The sequence below is a fragment of the Herbiconiux liukaitaii genome (assembly GCF_041927495.1).
GTDB classification, from domain to species: Bacteria; Actinomycetota; Actinomycetes; order Actinomycetales; family Microbacteriaceae; genus Herbiconiux; species Herbiconiux liukaitaii.
The window spans coordinates 265,044-280,926 of record NZ_JBHFHG010000002.1; the positions used below are offsets into that span (position 1 = coordinate 265,044).

General features: G+C 69.2%; 14 protein-coding genes. 12 read left to right on the plus strand and 2 right to left on the minus strand.

Annotation, left to right across the window (positions count from 1 at the left end; translation table 11 throughout):
* Positions 1–101: 101 nt before the first annotated feature.
* Genes ACEXQC_RS01720 through ACEXQC_RS01730 form a run of 3 tightly spaced genes read left to right on the plus strand, consistent with a single transcriptional unit; the run spans position 102 to position 3,177 of the window.
* A complete protein-coding gene (locus ACEXQC_RS01720) occupies positions 102–1,064 on the plus strand; it encodes an ROK family glucokinase (protein ID WP_374817719.1) in 963 nt (320 codons plus the stop codon).
* 5 nt (positions 1,065–1,069) lie between these two features.
* A complete protein-coding gene (locus tag ACEXQC_RS01725; protein ID WP_374817720.1) occupies positions 1,070–1,774 on the plus strand; it encodes a lysophospholipid acyltransferase family protein in 705 nt (234 codons plus the stop codon).
* Positions 1,775–1,833: 59 nt separating this feature from the next.
* On the plus strand, positions 1,834–3,177 hold the full coding sequence (locus ACEXQC_RS01730) for a class II 3-deoxy-7-phosphoheptulonate synthase (RefSeq protein ID WP_374817722.1): 1,344 nt from the start codon (positions 1,834–1,836) through the stop codon (positions 3,175–3,177).
* Between the two features lie 80 nt (positions 3,178–3,257).
* Here ACEXQC_RS01730 and pknB read toward each other — a convergent pair whose 3' ends face one another.
* Positions 3,258–5,303, minus strand: a complete 2,046-nt coding sequence (gene pknB, locus ACEXQC_RS01735; protein ID WP_445451964.1) for a Stk1 family PASTA domain-containing Ser/Thr kinase — start codon at positions 5,301–5,303, stop codon at positions 3,258–3,260.
* Positions 5,304–5,446: 143 nt separating this feature from the next.
* Between pknB and ACEXQC_RS01740 the strand changes: the two genes are divergently transcribed.
* Complete coding sequence (locus ACEXQC_RS01740; RefSeq protein WP_374817723.1) at positions 5,447–5,782, plus strand: Rv2175c family DNA-binding protein; 336 nt, start codon at positions 5,447–5,449, stop codon at positions 5,780–5,782.
* Between the two features lie 24 nt (positions 5,783–5,806).
* Here the strand turns inward: ACEXQC_RS01740 and ACEXQC_RS01745 are convergent, their stop codons facing one another.
* Positions 5,807–6,916 (minus strand): polyprenyl synthetase family protein, encoded by a 1,110-nt coding sequence (locus tag ACEXQC_RS01745; RefSeq protein WP_374817725.1) that lies wholly within the window; start codon positions 6,914–6,916, stop codon positions 5,807–5,809.
* A 75-nt stretch (positions 6,917–6,991) separates the two neighbouring features.
* On the opposite strand from ACEXQC_RS01745, the gene ACEXQC_RS01750 reads away from it, so the two are divergent.
* The 8 genes from ACEXQC_RS01750 to mraY all read left to right on the plus strand — a co-directional run bounded on the left by ACEXQC_RS01750 (position 6,992) and on the right by mraY (position 15,874).
* Positions 6,992–7,390: an SCO2097 family morphological protein gene (locus tag ACEXQC_RS01750; RefSeq protein ID WP_374817726.1), complete on the plus strand. Its 399-nt coding sequence runs from the start codon at positions 6,992–6,994 to the stop codon at positions 7,388–7,390.
* A gap of 244 nt (positions 7,391–7,634) precedes the next feature.
* The gene (mraZ, locus tag ACEXQC_RS01755) at positions 7,635–8,066 is read left to right on the plus strand and encodes a division/cell wall cluster transcriptional repressor MraZ (protein WP_374817728.1); all 432 of its coding nucleotides are present in this window, start codon (positions 7,635–7,637) and stop codon (positions 8,064–8,066) included.
* A gap of 136 nt (positions 8,067–8,202) precedes the next feature.
* Positions 8,203–9,207, plus strand: a complete 1,005-nt coding sequence (gene rsmH, locus ACEXQC_RS01760) for a 16S rRNA (cytosine(1402)-N(4))-methyltransferase RsmH (RefSeq protein ID WP_374817730.1) — start codon at positions 8,203–8,205, stop codon at positions 9,205–9,207.
* Positions 9,204–9,935 (plus strand): cell division protein FtsL, encoded by a 732-nt coding sequence (gene ftsL / locus ACEXQC_RS01765; RefSeq protein WP_374817732.1) that lies wholly within the window; start codon positions 9,204–9,206, stop codon positions 9,933–9,935. The genes rsmH and ftsL overlap by 4 nt, the downstream gene beginning before the upstream one ends.
* 6 nt (positions 9,936–9,941) lie before the next feature.
* Entirely contained in the window at positions 9,942–11,723 is a 1,782-nt protein-coding gene (locus ACEXQC_RS01770; RefSeq protein WP_374817734.1) for a peptidoglycan D,D-transpeptidase FtsI family protein, read from the plus strand.
* 12 nt (positions 11,724–11,735) lie between these two features.
* Positions 11,736–13,319, plus strand: a complete 1,584-nt coding sequence (locus tag ACEXQC_RS01775; protein WP_374817736.1) for a Mur ligase family protein — start codon at positions 11,736–11,738, stop codon at positions 13,317–13,319.
* Between the two features lie 3 nt (positions 13,320–13,322).
* Complete coding sequence (locus tag ACEXQC_RS01780; RefSeq protein WP_374817738.1) at positions 13,323–14,783, plus strand: UDP-N-acetylmuramoyl-tripeptide--D-alanyl-D-alanine ligase; 1,461 nt, start codon at positions 13,323–13,325, stop codon at positions 14,781–14,783.
* Positions 14,780–15,874 carry a phospho-N-acetylmuramoyl-pentapeptide-transferase gene (mraY, locus tag ACEXQC_RS01785; RefSeq protein WP_374817740.1) on the plus strand — a complete coding sequence of 365 codons (1,095 nt, stop codon included), beginning with the start codon at positions 14,780–14,782 and terminating at the stop codon, positions 15,872–15,874. The genes ACEXQC_RS01780 and mraY overlap by 4 nt, the downstream gene beginning before the upstream one ends.
* The last annotated feature ends 9 nt before the right edge of the window (positions 15,875–15,883 follow it).

Genomic DNA, 15,883 nt, shown 5'->3' on the forward strand with positions numbered 1-15,883 from the left:
AGCTCCTTCGGTACCGGTCGAGTTCACTTCCTCTACACTCTACTTGGTGCTCCGGCGGCAACTCCTGGCACCTTTCCCATCACGGCGAGAGGATCCGGCTCATGCGCGCCATCGGAATCGACATCGGTGGCACCAAGATCGCCGGCGCCGTGGTCGATGAGCTCGGCACGATCGTGGCCCACGACCGCCGCCCCACGAGCGCGACCGACACGCAGCTCATCGAGGACACCGTCGTGCAGATGGTGAACGACCTCGTGGCGGGGGAGCTCGCCAAGGGCGAGAGCGTGGCCGCCGTGGGAGTGGCCGCGGCCGGCTTCATCGACGCCTCGCAGTCCACGGTCTACTACGCACCCAACATCAGCTGGCGCAACGAACCGTTCCGCGAGAAGCTCGAACGCCGCATCGACCTGCCGATCATCATCGAGAACGATGCCAACGCCGCCGGATGGGCCGAGTTCCGCTTCGGTGCAGGCCGGCTCGTGAGCGACATGGTCATCCTCACCATCGGCACGGGTGTGGGCGGCGCCATCGTGAGCGGCGACAAGCTCTTCCGCGGCGGCTTCGGCGCGGGCGCCGAGCTCGGCCACCTGCGCATGGTGCCAGGCGGTCTGCCGTGCGGTTGCGGCGCGCACGGCTGCATCGAGCAGTACGGATCGGGTCGCGCGCTCCTCCGCATCGCGGGCGAGCTGGCGGATGCGGGCGGCATCGGCCGCGAGCTCGCCGCCCTCCGCGACCGCGACGGCGGTCTCACCGGCATGCACGTGGCCCAGCTCGTGGAGGCCGGCGATCCCGGCGCCCAGGCCGCCGTGCGCACCCTCGGCGGGTGGCTCGGCCAGGCCTGCGCGAGCCTCGCCGCGGTGCTCGACCCGCAGCTCTTCGTGATCGGCGGAGGAGTGGCCCAGTCGGGCTCGCTGCTGCTCGACCCCATCCGCGCCTCCTTCCTCGACGCGCTGCCGGCCCGCGGTTACCACCCGGAGCCCGAGTTCGCCATCGCCGAGCTCGTCAACGACGCCGGTGTGGTGGGCGCCGCCGACCTCGCCCGCCACTACGCAGGGATCGTCTGACCGGCATGTTCTACTTCCTCGCCAAGTACCTGCTCATCGCACCGGTGCTCAAGACCCTTTTCCGCCCCTGGGTGATCGGGCTCGAGAACATCCCCGCCAAGGGCGGCGCCATCCTGGCCTCCAACCACCTCTCGTTCAGCGACTCCGTGTTCCTGCCCGTCGTGGTCGACAGGCAGGTCTCGTTCCTCGCGAAGAGCGAGTACTTCACCGGTAAGGGCATCAAGGGCTTCCTCGTGAAGCTGTTCTTCACCGCCTCCGGCCAGCTCCCCATCGACCGAGCGGGCGGCAAGGCCTCGGAGGCCTCGCTCAACACGGGCCTCCGCGTGCTCGCGAGGGGCGACCTGCTCGGCATCTACCCCGAGGGCACCCGCAGCCCCGACGCCAAGCTCTACCGCGGCCGCACCGGCGTGGCGCGCATGGTGCTCGAGGCGCACGTGCCCATCATCCCGGTCGCCATGATCGACACCGAGCGCGTGATGCCGATCGGATCGAAGCTCCCCAAGATCCGCCGGATTGGCATCGTCATCGGCGAGCCACTAGATTTCTCTAGGTTCGAAGGACTGGAATCAGACAGGTTCATCCTCCGCTCCGTGACCGACGAGATCATGTACGAGCTCCACCGCCTCGGCGGCCAGGAATACGCCGACGTGTATGCGACTTCAGTCAAGGAGAAACGCACGAAACCCGTGCGAACCACCATCACCAAATAGATACGGGAACAGAGCCAGTGGTCGATCCAACAGAACTCATCGTCGAAGCGGATGAATCGGTGATCGCGGGTCTGGACTATTGGCGCACCCTGCCCGTCAAGCAGCAGCCCTCCTGGCCCGACCAGAACGCCGTCGAGGCCGTCTCGCGCGAGATCGCGAACCTCCCCCCGCTCGTCTTCGCGGGCGAGGTCGACAACCTGCGCGACCGTCTTGCGGCGGCAGCCAGGGGCGAGGCGTTCCTGCTGCAGGGCGGCGACTGCGCCGAGACCTTCGCCGGGGCGACCGCGGACCAGATCCGCGACCGCGTCAAGACCATCCTGCAGATGGCCGTGGTGCTCACCTACGGTGCCTCCACGCCGGTCATCAAGATGGGCCGCATGGCGGGCCAGTTCGCCAAGCCGCGCTCGAGCGACACCGAGACCCGCAACGGCGTCACGCTGCCCGCCTACCGCGGCGACATCGTGAACGGCTACGACTTCACCCCGGAGTCGCGCACGGCAGACCCCAAGCGACTGCTCGACGGCTACCACATGGCCGCGTCGACGCTCAACCTCATCCGGGCCTTCACCCAGGGGGGCTTCGCCGACCTGCGCCAGGTGCACACCTGGAACAAGGGGTTCACCTCGAACCCCGCGAATGTGCGCTACGAGCAGCTGGCCGGCGAGATCGACCGCGCCGTGAAGTTCATGGTGGCGTGCGGCGCCGACTTCGAAGCTCTCAAGCGCACCGAGTTCTACACGAGCCACGAGGCGCTGCTGTTCGACTACGAGCGCCCCATGACGCGCATCGACTCGCGCACGGGCACACCGTACAACACCTCGAGCCACTTCGTGTGGATCGGGGAGCGCACGCGCGACCTCGACGGCGCGCACGTCGACTTCCTCTCGCGCACCCGCAACCCCATCGGCGTCAAGCTCGGCCCCACCACGAGCGCCGACGACATGCTGCGCCTCATCGACAAGCTCGACCCCGATCGTGAGCCGGGTCGCCTGACCTTCATCACGCGCATGGGTGCGGGCAAGATCCGAGATGCGCTGCCGCCGCTGCTCGAGGCCATCAAGGCCAGCGACGCGCTGCCGCTCTGGGTCACCGACCCGATGCACGGCAACGGTCTCACGACACCCACGGGCTACAAGACGCGTCGTTTCGACGACGTGGTCGACGAGGTCAAGGGCTTCTTCGAGGCGCACCGCGCGGCGGGAACGCACCCGGGCGGCATCCACGTGGAGCTCACGGGAGACGACGTCACCGAGTGCCTCGGCGGCTCGGAGCACATCGACGAGGCCACCCTCGCCACCCGCTACGAGAGCCTCTGCGACCCGCGTCTCAACCACATGCAGTCGCTCGAGCTCGCCTTCCTGGTGGCCGAGGAGCTCGTGGCCACGAGCGGCGGCCGCTCCTAGACCGCCCACCGCCAGACACGACGAAGCCCCCGGGACTCTGGTCTCGGGGGCTTCGTCGTGCGTCAGGCGGGCAACGGTGGCTAGAAGACGCTGAAGCTGACGGTGATGGAGGAGCCCTTCGGCACGCTCGTGCCGGCCTCGGGGTTGGTGGCGCTCACCCGGAAGGTGTCGGGGAAGGCGTCGGCCACCGCGTTGTACTGCAGCGAGAACCCGAGCTCCTCGAGCACGGGCTTGACCTCGCTCCAGGACTTGCCGTTGAGGTCGCTCGGCACCGTCACGGGCTCCGGGCCGCGCGAGATGTTGAGGGTGATCGAGCTGCCCTCCACGATCGTGCCCTCGGGCAGGATCGCGTCGTAGACCTGACCCTCGGGGTACTCGTCGTTGAAGTCCTGAGACCCCTCGACCCCCACGAGGCCGACAGCGGCGAGCGTGGCCGTGGCCTCCTCGAGCGTCTGGCCGACCACACCGGGCACCGATCCGAGCGACACCACGAGGGAGATCGGCTGCATCTCGCCGTACTCCGCGCCGAGCGGGGCGCCGTCGGCACCCGTGGCCTGCAGCACGATGCCGGCCTCCGCCTCGTCTGAGAACTGCGTGGTGGTGGAGGCGTAGGTGAAGCCGGCCTCGGTGATGGCGGCCTGCGCTGCGGCCTCGTCGAGGCCGGTGAGCGTGGGGACGGGCAGCATGGCCGGCCCGATCGAGACGAGCACGGTGACCGCGGAGCCGTTGCGCACCGAGCTGCCGGCCGGGGGATCGGTGCCGATCACGGAGCCGGCGGGCACGTCGAGGTTCGCCGCATCCTGCCGCGCGGCCTCGAGATCGAGGGCGGTGAGCGTGCTGACCGCGTCGTCCGGCGACATGGTGGAGACATCCGGGATGCTCGTCATGGCGCCGGGGCCCGCACCGAACCACCAGCCGGCCGTGCCGAGCAGAGCGGCGATCACGATGACGACGCCGAAGATCCAGAACCCGCGCTTGCGCCGGCCGGAGGCCTTCTGCGCGAGCTTGGCCTGCGTCTCGGCACCGGCGCCGCGCGCCATGCCCGCTCCGGGGCCGCCGGCGTTCGCCACGGGAGGGCGCATGCCGGGGGGAGCGGGCGGCAGGCCGGCCGATCCGTACGCGGAGGTGGAGGGAGTGGGGGAGCCCTGGTTCACGGCGGCCATCGAGCCCGTGCGCCTGCGCTCCTCGAGCACCTGGGTCTGGGCGTGGTCGAGATCGGCGTCGAAGCTGTCGGCCGGCATCACGACGGTGCGCGAGGTGGCCGGGTTGGTGGCGCGCTTGCCCACGAGCTCGTTCTCGGCCGAGCGCAGTCGCTCGAGCATCTCGCGCGCGTCGGTGGGCCGCTCATCCGGGTTCTTCGCGGTGGCCCACAGCACGAGGGCGTCGAGCTGCCGAGGCACCTGCGGGTTGGCGTGGCTCGGCGTGGGCATCTGGTCGTTGGCGTGCTGGAAGGCGATCGCCATCGGCTGCTCGCCCACGTAGGGCTGTGCGCCCACGAGCATCTCGTAGAGCATGATGCCGGCCGCGTAGATGTCGCTGCGGGCATCCGCCGTGCCCCGCGTGAGCAGTTCGGGCGAGAGGTAGGCGATGGTGCCGAGCAGCGCCTGGCCGGTGGCCGTGTTGGCCGAGACGGCACGGGCCAGACCGAAGTCGCTGATCTTGATGCGGCCGTCATCGGCCAGCAGCACGTTCTCGGGCTTGAGGTCGCGGTGCACGATGCCGGCCTTGTGCGCCGCGGCGAGACCGCCGAGCACCGCATCCATGACGTCGACGGTCTGCTCGGTGGTGAGCTTGCCGTAGTCCTTGAGAAGATCCCGCAGGGTGACTCCCGGCAGGTACTCCATCACGAGGTAGGCGATCTCGGCGTCCTGGCCCTGATCGAAGACGTTGACGACGTTCGGATGCGCGAGGCGTGCGGCCGAGCGGGCCTCCTGCACGAAGCGCTCCTTGAAGGCGGCGTCGTCGGCGAGGTGGCCGTGCATGATCTTGATGGCGACCTGGCGCTCGAGCCGCAGGTCGGTGGCGAGGTAGACCGTGGCCATGCCGCCGCGGGCGACGCGCGACCTCACCTGATAGCGGCCGTCGATGAGACGGCCGATCATGGGATCGGGGGGCGCGCTGGTCACGCCTCCGAGTCTAGGGAGCGGCGTATCCACTTCCCCGCATAGACACTGCCGGGCACCGTTCATTCGGGTGGAATTTATCCATTCGTGACGTGAGCGAGCATCGCCGGTCGCACGGGCACCCCTCGGCGTGGCACTCTGGAGAGGTGACTGATCTGCCCGCCATCGAATGGCTGACCGTTCCCGACCTCGTCGAGCTGCTCGACCTCACCCCCAGCAGGGTGCGACGGCTCATCGAGGACAGGCACCTCGTGGCCACGAGGCGAGGCGGTGTGCTCTCGGTTCCCGCCGTGTTCGTGCGCGACGGCGAGCCGCTCACCGAGCTCCGCGGCACCATCACGGTGCTCACCGACCTGCGCTTCTCCGACGACGAGATCGTGGAGTGGCTCATCACGCCCAACGACCTGCTCGACACCTCGCCCATCGCTGCGCTGCTCGCGGGGCGCAAGGCCGAGGTGCGCCGGATCGCCCAGGCGCTCTAGCCCGGCCGTTCCCGGCCCGGACGCTCAGCTCTCGCGCTGGGTTATGGTGCGGGCGAGGGAGGAGAGCTCCGCCCTGGCCGTGGCGCCGAGGGGAGCCCGTTCGAGCTCGGCGAGGGCCGTGCGCACGCGCTCGCCGATCATGAGCTCGACCTCGGTGACGGCTCCGGTCTCCACCATGGTCTGCTGCATCATGCGGATCTGCTGCTCGCCGAGATCCGGATCGCCGAGCAGTTCGTCGAAGATGCGCCTGGCCGGCGGGTCGAGGCGAGCACGCGTGAGTGCCACGAGCACGGTGCGCTTGCCCTCCCGCAGGTCGTCGCCGGAGGGCTTGCCGGTGCGGGCAGAGTCGCCGAACACGCCCAGCACGTCGTCGCGCAGCTGGAAGGCGATGCCGAGCGGCAGCCCGAACCGCCGCAGCGAGTCGAGCTGATCGTCGTCGGCCCCGCGCAGCGAGGCACCGATCACCAGGGGAGCCTCCACGCTGTACTTCGCCGACTTGTAGACGATCACGCGCTCCGCGTGCTCGAGCGCCTGCGCGAAGTCGAGACCCGCCCAGGCCCTCTCCTCCATGAGGTCGAGGTACTGGCCGAGGGTCACCTCGGTGCGCATCATGTCGACGGCCTCGCGGGCGCCGAGGAGCGCGTCGAGCGCCGGTGCCCCCAGCACGGCACGCGAGATGAGCTCGTCGCTCCAGGCGAGCAGGAGATCGCCCAGGAGGATGGCGCTGCCCTCCCCGAAGCTGCGGGCGGGGCCGTGCCAGTTCTGCTCGGCGTGCAGTGCCTCGAAGCGCTTGTGCGCGGCGGGCAGCCCCCGGCGGGTGTCGGAGTTGTCGATGATGTCGTCGTGCACGAGGGCCGCGGCGTGGAACAGCTCGAGACCCGCGCACAGATCGACGAGCGCATCGAGCTCGCTCTCGCGCGGCACGGCGGTGGCGGAGTTCGCCGGAGACACCGCTCGCCAGCCCCAGTAGCAGAACTGCGCCCTGAACCTCTTGCCGCCGCTGAGAAGATCCCGCGAGAACGTCGCGAAGGGTGCTAGCTCTGGGGCTATGCGCCGGAGAATGGACTCACGCGACGCAAGGAATTCAGTGATCCGAGTGTCGACGAGTTTGACTAGGCGCGGGCTTTCCATCACTCGCCTAGCCTAGCTAGACTGCGCTCACTACAATCGGCAGTGACGCACCAGTCCTGAGCCTGAGGTGAAACAACGATGCCGCTTTCGGAGCAAGAACAGAGACTCCTCGATGAGATGGAGCGCAGTCTCTACCACAATGACGCCGACTTCGTGTCGGCGGTCAGCGGTGGCCGTGGACGACTGAATTACGGTGCCCTGGTGCTCGGCATCCTCGTGGCGATCGTGGGCCTCGGTGTCGTGATCGCCGGAGTGGTGTTCAGACAGCCGGTCATCGGTGTCGTGGGCTTCGTGGCGATGTTCGCCGGCGTGCTCATCGCACTCCGCCGCACCAAGGGCACCGCAGGCACTCCCGTGACTCCCACGACCTCCACCACCGGCCCCGCCGGTCGGAGCACGTCGTCGTCGACCAAGTCGGGCTTCATGGACCGCTTGAACGACCGCTGGGAGCGCAGGGACGACGACCGGGGGCAGTAGCCCCTCCCTCCACTCCGCTCCACGAATCGAGACCGGCCTTCGGGCCGGTCTTTTTTCGTGCCCGCGAATCGCCGCTGGGCATCCCTGGCCCTCCATTTCCCTCCACCCTCCAGATCCCTGTGTTCACGGGGCTCCGGAGGGTCTTTTGCGTGTCGAATGGGCGATGTTCCCAAGTTTGTGGTGGGGAGTGGAGTAAAGTGGAGTGAAAGCCCACGATTCCTGGCCGGAGAGTAAGGGGAGGTAGATGTTCCTTGGCACCTACGCACCCAAGCTCGACGAAAAAGGGCGACTCATCCTGCCCGCCAAGTTCCGGGACGAACTGGCCGGTGGCGTCGTGATGACCCGCGGCCAGGAGAACTGCCTCTACGTGTTCTCCACCCGCGAGTTCGAGGAGTTGCACGAGAAGATCCGCCAGGCCCCCGTCACGAGCAAGCAGGCGCGCGACTACCTGCGTGTGTTCCTCTCCGGCGCGAGCGCCGAGACCCCCGACAAGCAGCACCGGGTCACCATTCCCGCCGCCCTCCGCGGCTACGCCAAGCTCGACCGCGACCTCGTGGTGATCGGTGCGGGCTCCCGCGCCGAGATCTGGGACGCCGAGGCCTGGAACACCTACCTGGCCGCCCAGGAGGCCGCCTTCTCCGAGACCGACGAGGAGGTGATCCCCGGACTCTTCTGAGTCGTCGTCCCTGACTCCCAGCCATTCATCCGCCCTGACACTCTTCCCCGGTGCCAGGTCGAAAGCCCTGACACACTTCCCCGGTGCCAGGTCGGAATGGATGGGGATCAGGGACTGCGAACCGGAACCGGACGCCATGGCCGACAACGACCAGACCCCTCCCCACGCTCCCGAGAACGCGACTGAGCGTCTCGCCTCCGAGCGTCACACCTCGGTGCTCCTCGAGCGCAGCCTCGAGCTGCTCGGCCCCGCCCTCGAGCGACCGGGTGCCGTGCTCGTCGACTGCACCCTCGGCCTCGGCGGCCACTCGGAAGCCTTCCTCGAGGCCTTCCCCGACCTGCACCTCGTGGGGCTCGACCGCGACCCCAACGCCCTCCGGCTCGCCGGGGAGCGCCTCGAGCGCTTCTCGAACCGGATCGATCTCGTGCACTGCGTCTACGACGAGATCGACGAGGCCCTCGAGGGGCTCGGCATCGAGGAGGTCGACGGCATCCTGTTCGACCTCGGCGTCTCGTCGATGCAGCTCGACGAGGTCGACCGCGGCTTCTCCTACTCCAAGGACGCACCCCTCGACATGCGCATGGACGACACGGCGGAGTTCGCTGCCGCGGAGATCATCGCCACCTACTCGGAAGCCGACCTCCGCCGCATCTTCCGCGACTACGGCGAGGAGAAGCTCGCCGACCGCTACGCCCGCAAGATCGTGGAGGCCAGGAACGCCGGCCCTGTGCTCCGCTCCGGGCACCTCGTCGACATCATCCAGGCGGCGACCCCCGCCAAGTTCTCGAACCAGGGGCACCCCGCCAAGCGCGTCTTCCAGGCCCTCCGCATCGAGGTCAACGCCGAGCTGAGCGTGCTCGAGCAGGCGCTGCCGAAGGCCATCGACGCCCTCCGGCTCGGTGGTCGGATCGTGGTGCTCGCGTTCCAGTCGCTCGAGGACAGGATCGTGAAGCGCGAGCTGCAGAAGCGGGCCGTCTCCACATCGCCCCCCGGGCTGCCCGTCGAGCTCCCCGACCACACGCCCGAGCTCAAGCTCCTCGTGCGAGGTGCCGAGCTCGCCGACGACGCCGAGCGCGCCCGCAACCCCCGTGCCATCCCCGTGCGCCTCCGCGCCGCAGAGAAGATCAGGAGGATCGCGTGACGAACGCGGCCGGCGCCTACATGGCGCGCCCCAGCAGCACACTCGGTTCCACCGCGCTCAAGTCGCCGTCCTCCCGTGCCCCCTTCCCGTCGACGCCGGGAGAGCTTCCCGACATCGATCTGCCGATCGCACCGCGCATCGAGATCGTGCCGAGTCGGGCGCAGAAGCGCGCTCGGCCGAGGATCGCCTACGCCGCGGTCGTGGTGACCGGGGTGCTCGCCATCGTGGTGACCCAGCTGCTGCTCTCGGTCGGGCTCTCCGACGGCGCCTACGAGATCTCGGCGCTGCAGCAGACCCAGAAGGAGCTCGACCGCACCAACCAGGTGCTCACCGAGCAGTACGACACGCTCTCGTCGCCGCAGAACCTCGCCGCGAGCGCCGTCGCGCTCGGCATGGTCGCCAACAGCACTCCCGTCTACCTCCGCCTGTCGGACGGCGCCGTGCTCGGCTCCCCGGCCGCCGCGGGCGCCACGGCCACCGGGGGAGCGGAGATCCCCAACTCGCTGCTCACCCCTCCCGCCGCCGCTGCCGCGGCCCCCGCCGCTGCCGCACCCGCCACCGAGGCGCCGGCCGCCGAGGCTCCCGCCGCCGAGACCCCGGCCGCCGGTGCCGCGGCTGCGGCATCCGGTGCAGATGCCGGTACCGGCGCCGTGAGCGCGCCTCCCGCCGCCGAGCAGACCGCCGACGTACCGTGGCAGGGTGCACTGCCCTCCCCGACCACGCGCTAGCGCCTCGTGACCGCCGTCTCCCGCAGCACCCGCCGTCGTGCGGCCTTCTCCGTCGCCCTCGTGGCGGCGGTCGTGATCGTCTTCATCGTGCGCCTCGTCTCGATCCAGATCGTGCAGGCCGACACCCTCAACGCCGCCTCGCTCGACAAGCTCTCGATGCAGAGCCCGGTCTACGGGCTCCGCGGCGACATCACCGACAACGACGGCACGGTGCTCGCCACCACGGTGCTGCGCTACGACGTGACCGCCTCGCCCCGGTCGGTCACCGACTTCGAGCGCACGGGGGCCGACGGCAAGACCGTCGACGTGACCCCCACCCAGGCCGCCGCCGAGATCGCCGCCATCACGGGGCAGACCGCCGACGAGGTGTACGCGGCGCTCACCACGGATCCGTCGTCGAACTTCGCCTACATCACGCAGGGCATCGACGTGGAGGCGTTCCGCTCCATCCGCGACCTCGGCATCCCCTGGCTCTACTACGAGTCGCACCCCGTGCGCACCTACCCCAACGGCGCGGTCGGCGGCAGCATCGTGGGCTTCACCGGTGAGCCGGGCGAGAACGGGCTCGAGGGACTCGCGGGGGTCGAGCAGCTCGACAACGACTGCCTCGAGGGCACCGACGGGCTCGAGACCTACGAGCGCGGCGCCGACGGCGTGGCCATCCCCGGCACCACCGAGACGGCGGTCGAGGCGAAGCCCGGTGGCACCGCGGTGCTCACGATCGACAGCGACCTGCAGTTCTTCGCCCAGCAGACCCTGCTCGACCGCATCAACGAGGTCGGCGCGGAGTGGGGCACCGTGGTGGTGCAGGAGGTCAAGACCGGCAAGCTGCTGGCCGTGGCCGACTACCCGAGCGTCGACCCCAACAACGTGGATGCGACGGCAGAGGCCGACCGCGGTTCCAAGGCCTTCCAGGCCCCCTTCGAGCCCGGATCGACCTTCAAGGCGCTCACCGCGGCCTCGGTACTCGACGCCGGACTCGCGACCACCCAGACCCAGGTCGTGGCGCCCTACATCTACACGGATGCCAACGGCGCCTCCACGAGGGACAGCTCGTTCCACGCCGATCCGCTCAACCTCACGTTCGCGGGTGTCATGCAGGAGTCCTCCAACACCGGCACCGCGATGCTCGGCGAACTGCTCACCTCCGAGCAGCGGTACCAGTACATGGAGAAGTTCCACATGACCACCCCGAGCGAGGTCGGCTTCCCCGCCGAGTCCGGCGGCATCCTCGCTCCCTGGGAGGAATGGGACGACCAGACCAACCTCACGACGACCTTCGGGCAGGGTGTCTCGACGACGGCCGTGCAGATCGCGAGCCTCTACCAGACCCTGGGCAACCACGGTGTGCGTCTGCCCGTGCAGCTCGTGGAGGGCTGCCGCCAGGCCGACGGCACCATGACCGACACGGTCGACTCGGCGGGCGAGCAGATCGTGCCCGACAGCGTCTCGACCGACGTGGTCAACATGCTCGAGACCGTCGTGACGGGCGGCTACGCCAAGACCAGCCTCGAGATCCCGGGCTACCGGGTGGCCGCGAAGACCGGTACCGCGCAGATGAGCGACGGCAGCGGAGCGTACAGCTCGAGCTACATCACCTCGGTCGCCGGACTCGCTCCCGCGGAGGACCCGCAGTACGTCGTTTCGGTCTCCATCGCGAAGCCGGTTACCATTGACTCGGCTCTGGCCGCGGCACCGGTCTTCCAGAAGATCATGTCGCAGGTCCTGAAGCAGAACCGGGTTCTGCCGTCCACGGTGCCCGCACCAGACATGCCGACCACGTTTTGAACAAGGAGTCCTGTGGCTGATCGCGGCTCTTCGGCACTCAGACCGGAGCATCCGATCGCGCGATCGCTCCCGCACCTGGTCGAGGAGTTCGGTTTCGCGCACCGTGGTGCTCCCGTGACCGACGTGGTGAGCGGCATCACCCTCTCGTCGAAAGACGTGGTGCCTGGTGACCTCTACGTGGGCCTCAAGGGCGCACGGTTCCATGGCGCCTCGTTCGCCGCGGCGGCCAAGGAGGGCGGCGCCGTCGCCGTGCTCACCGACGAGGAGGGTGCCGAGCTCGCCGAGGGCGCGGGGCTCCCCGTCATCATCACGCCCGACCCGAGGCTCGCTCTCGGCGAGGTCGCCGCCTGGATCCACCGCACCCGCGAGGATCCGCCCACGATGTTCGCCGTCACCGGCACCAACGGCAAGACGAGCGTGGCGTACCTGCTCGAGGCCATCCTCCGCCAGCTCGGCATCGTGGCGGGCCTCAGCACCACCGCCGAGCGCCGCATCGGCGACGAGACCATCGTGGCGAAGCTCACCACGCCCGAGGCCACCGAGATCCACGCCATGCTCGCCCGCATGCGGGAAGCGGATGTGCGCTCGGTCGTGCTCGAGGTCTCGGCGCAGGCCATCACGCAGCACCGGGTCGACGGGATCGTGTTCGACGTGGTGGGGTTCACCAACCTCAGCCACGACCACCTCGACGACTACGAGACGATGGACGGCTACTTCGCCGCCAAGCGCGAGCTGTTCCAGCCCGACAGGGCCAGGCGCGGCGTGGTGATGGTCGACGGCGACTGGGGCACCAGGCTCGTGCAGGAGTCCCGCATCCCGCTCACGACCATCAGCTCGTCGGCGGCGGCCGACGCCGAGTGGACCCTGCAGATCGACGAGGAGACCCTCGATCGCACGACGTTCACGCTGCACGGCCCCGACCACCGCTCGCTCACCACCTCGGTGCCGCTCGTCGGCAGCTACATGGCCGGCAACGCGGCCCTCGCGATCGTGATGCTCGTGGAGTCGGGCTTCGACCTCGACGCCATCGCGCACGCGCTCAACGAGCCCTACGACGGCGACGACCGCGATCTCGACGCCGAGCGGACCCCCGGCATCGACGTCTACATCCCGGGTCGCACCGAGAAGGTCTCGGGCGACCGCGGCCCGATCGTCTACATCGACTACGCCCACACGCCCGACGCCTTCGTGTCGATCCTCGAGTCGCTCCGCCGGGTGGCCGAGGGCCGCATCATCATGGTGTTCGGCGCCGACGGCGACCGGGACCCCTCGAAGCGCGAGGACATGGGCGCCATCGCCGCCCGCCTCTCCGACGTCGTGGTGGTCACCGATTTCCACCCCCGCTACGAAGACGCGGCCTCGATCCGCCGCACACTCATCGACGCGGCCCTCGCGGCCGTGCCCGAACGCGAGGTGCACGAGGTCCCCGACCCGCGCACGGCGTTCCGGCACGCCCTCTCGATCGCCGACGAGGGCGACGTCATCCTCTACGCCGGACCCGGCCATGAGGACTACCACGAAGTCGCGGGGGAGCGGATCGCCTACTCCGCCCGCGACGACGCACGCAATGCGCTGCACGAACACGGATGGCTCTGAGACATGCTCGACCTCACACTGACCGAGATCGCCGAGGCCCTGCAGGGCGAACTCGTGATCACCGACCAGGCCGCCCGCGCGGGCTGGACTCCCGAGACGATCGTGAACGGCACCGTCGACACCGACTCCCGCCTCATCGGCACGGGAGACGTCTTCGTGGCCAAGCGCGGTGAGTTCGACGACGGTCACCGCTTCGTGGAGCCCGCCGTCGCCGCGGGCGCCGCTCTCGTGGTGATCGAGCACGCCTTCGCCAGGGAGCACGGCGGCGAGCTGGCCGTGCCCCAGGTGGTGGTGGAGGACTCCGTGCTCGCGCTCGGCGCCTTCGCGACCGACGTGGTGACCCGCGTGCGCGCCGGCGGCGACCTGAGGGTCGTGGGGATCACCGGATCCAACGGCAAGACGACCACCAAGAACCTGCTGAGCGCCGTGCTCGAGCGTGTGGGCGAGACCGTGGCCCCTCGCGACTCGTTCAACAACGAGGTGGGCGCGCCTCTCACCATGCTCAAGCTCACCGCCACCACACGCTTCCTCGTGGCCGAGATGGGCGCGAGCGGCAAGGGCGAGATCACGCGCCTCATCCGCATGGCGAAGCCCGACGTCGGTGTGGTGCTCACCGTGGGCCTCGCCCACGCCGGTGAGTTCGGCGGCATCGAGACGACCCTCGCCACGAAGACCGAGATGGTCGAGGATCTCCTGCCCTCCGACGTGGCCGTGCTCAACATCGACGACCCGCGAGTGGCGGGAATGGCCTCGAAGACGAAGGCCCGCGTGCTCTGGTTCGGTCTCTCCGACGCCGCCGAGGTGCGCGCCACCGAGATCGACGCGACCGCGGAGGGCACCGCCTTCGTGCTGCACCTGCCCGGAGGCCACTCGAAGGCCGTGCGCTTCGCCGTGCTCGGCGAGCACCACGTCATGAACGCCCTCGCCGCCGCCGCGTCGGCGCACGTGCTCGGCGTGTCGATCGACGAGATCGTGGCCGCGCTCGAGACCGTCACGCGCGCCGAGCGCTGGCGCATGGAGGTGATGGGCGGCAGGAACGGCGTGCACGTGATCAACGACGCCTACAACGCGAGCCCCGACTCGATGGCCGCCGCCCTCAAGACCCTGGCCCAGATCGCCCGGCCCGAGCAGCGCACCATCGCCGTGCTCGGCGAGATGAGCGAGCTCGGCCCCTACTCGGTGGAGGAGCACGACCGCATCGGCCGCATGGTGGTGCGCCTCGACATCAAGAAGCTCTACGTGGTGGGGGAGGGCGCCCGCGCGGTGCACCTGGCCGCCGAGCACGAGGGATCCTGGGGCAACGAGGCGTTCTTCGTCGAGACGGCCGACGAGGCCTTCGAGCTCATCGCAGCCGACACCCGCGCCGACGACCTCATCCTGGTGAAGTCGTCGAACTCGGCCGGACTCCGTTTTCTCGGTGACCGCATCGCCGAGGCCAACTCGACGGCGGGGCAGAACTCATGATCACCCTGCTCGCCTCCGCCTCGCTCTCGCTGGCCTTCACGCTCTTCCTGACCCCGGTCTTCATCCGCATGTTCAAGCGGTTCGCCTGGGGCCAGTTCATCAACGTCGACACCCCCGATGCGCACCACGTCAAGCGCGGAACGCCCACGATGGGCGGCATCGTCATCATCCTCGCGGTGCTCTTCGGCTACTTCGTCTCGGCCCTCGTGACGCAGGAGATGCCCTCGGTCTCCGGCCTGCTCGTGCTGTTCCTCATGACCGGCCTCGGCGTGGTGGGCTTCATCGACGACTTCCTCAAGGTGCACAAGGAGCGCAGCCTCGGCCTGAGCCCCGTGGCGAAGATCGTGGGCCAGGTGCTCGTGGGCATCGTCTTCGCGCTGCTCGCGATCCAGTTCCCGAACGCGCAGGGCGAGACGCCCGCGTCGACCAAGGTCTCGTTCATCCGCGACCTGCCCTTCGACTTCCTCTCCTGGGGAGTGGTGCTCGGCGTCATCGCCTTCGTGGTGTGGATCTGCATCATGGTGATGTTCACCTCCAACGGCGTCAACCTCACCGACGGCCTCGACGGCCTCGCCCCCGGATCGTCGATCCTCGCGATCGGCTCGTTCGTGATCATCGGCTTCTGGCAGTTCAACCAGTCGTGCGCGAGCGAGCTGCTCGACACCGACGTGCTCGACAAGTGCTACGACGTGCGCGATCCGCTCGACCTCGCCGTGGTCGCCGCCACGATCGTGGGGGCGCTCATCGGCTTCCTGTGGTGGAACACCAACCCCGCCAAGATCTTCCTCGGCGACACCGGATCGCTCGCCCTCGGCGGCGCGCTGGCCGCCCTCGCCATCCTCGCCCGCACCGAGCTGCTGCTCATCCTCATCGGTGGCATCTTCGTGATCGTGGCCGGCCAGGTGGCCGTGCAGCTCACCTACTTCAAGCTCACCAAGGGCAAGCGCATCTGGCGGGCGAGCCCCCTGCACCACCACTTCGAGATGAAGGGCTGGGCCGAGGTCACCATCGTGGTGCGCTTCTGGATCATCGCCGGTCTCTTCGTGGCGGGCGCCGTGGGCTCGTTCTACCTCGAGTGGCTCTCCCGCTGATGGCGGACG

Coding starts and splice junctions, on each gene's coding strand:
- ACEXQC_RS01720 (WP_374817719.1), top strand. CDS start 102: ATGCGCGCCATCGGAATCGACATCGGTGGCACCAAGATCGCCGGCGCC.
- ACEXQC_RS01725 (WP_374817720.1), top strand. CDS start 1,070: ATGTTCTACTTCCTCGCCAAGTACCTGCTCATCGCACCGGTGCTCAAG.
- ACEXQC_RS01750 (WP_374817726.1), top strand. CDS start 6,992: ATGCCGCTTTCGGAGCAAGAACAGAGACTCCTCGATGAGATGGAGCGC.
- mraZ (WP_374817728.1), top strand. CDS start 7,635: ATGTTCCTTGGCACCTACGCACCCAAGCTCGACGAAAAAGGGCGACTC.
- rsmH (WP_374817730.1), top strand. CDS start 8,203: ATGGCCGACAACGACCAGACCCCTCCCCACGCTCCCGAGAACGCGACT.
- ACEXQC_RS01780 (WP_374817738.1), top strand. CDS start 13,323: ATGCTCGACCTCACACTGACCGAGATCGCCGAGGCCCTGCAGGGCGAA.
- mraY (WP_374817740.1), top strand. CDS start 14,780: ATGATCACCCTGCTCGCCTCCGCCTCGCTCTCGCTGGCCTTCACGCTC.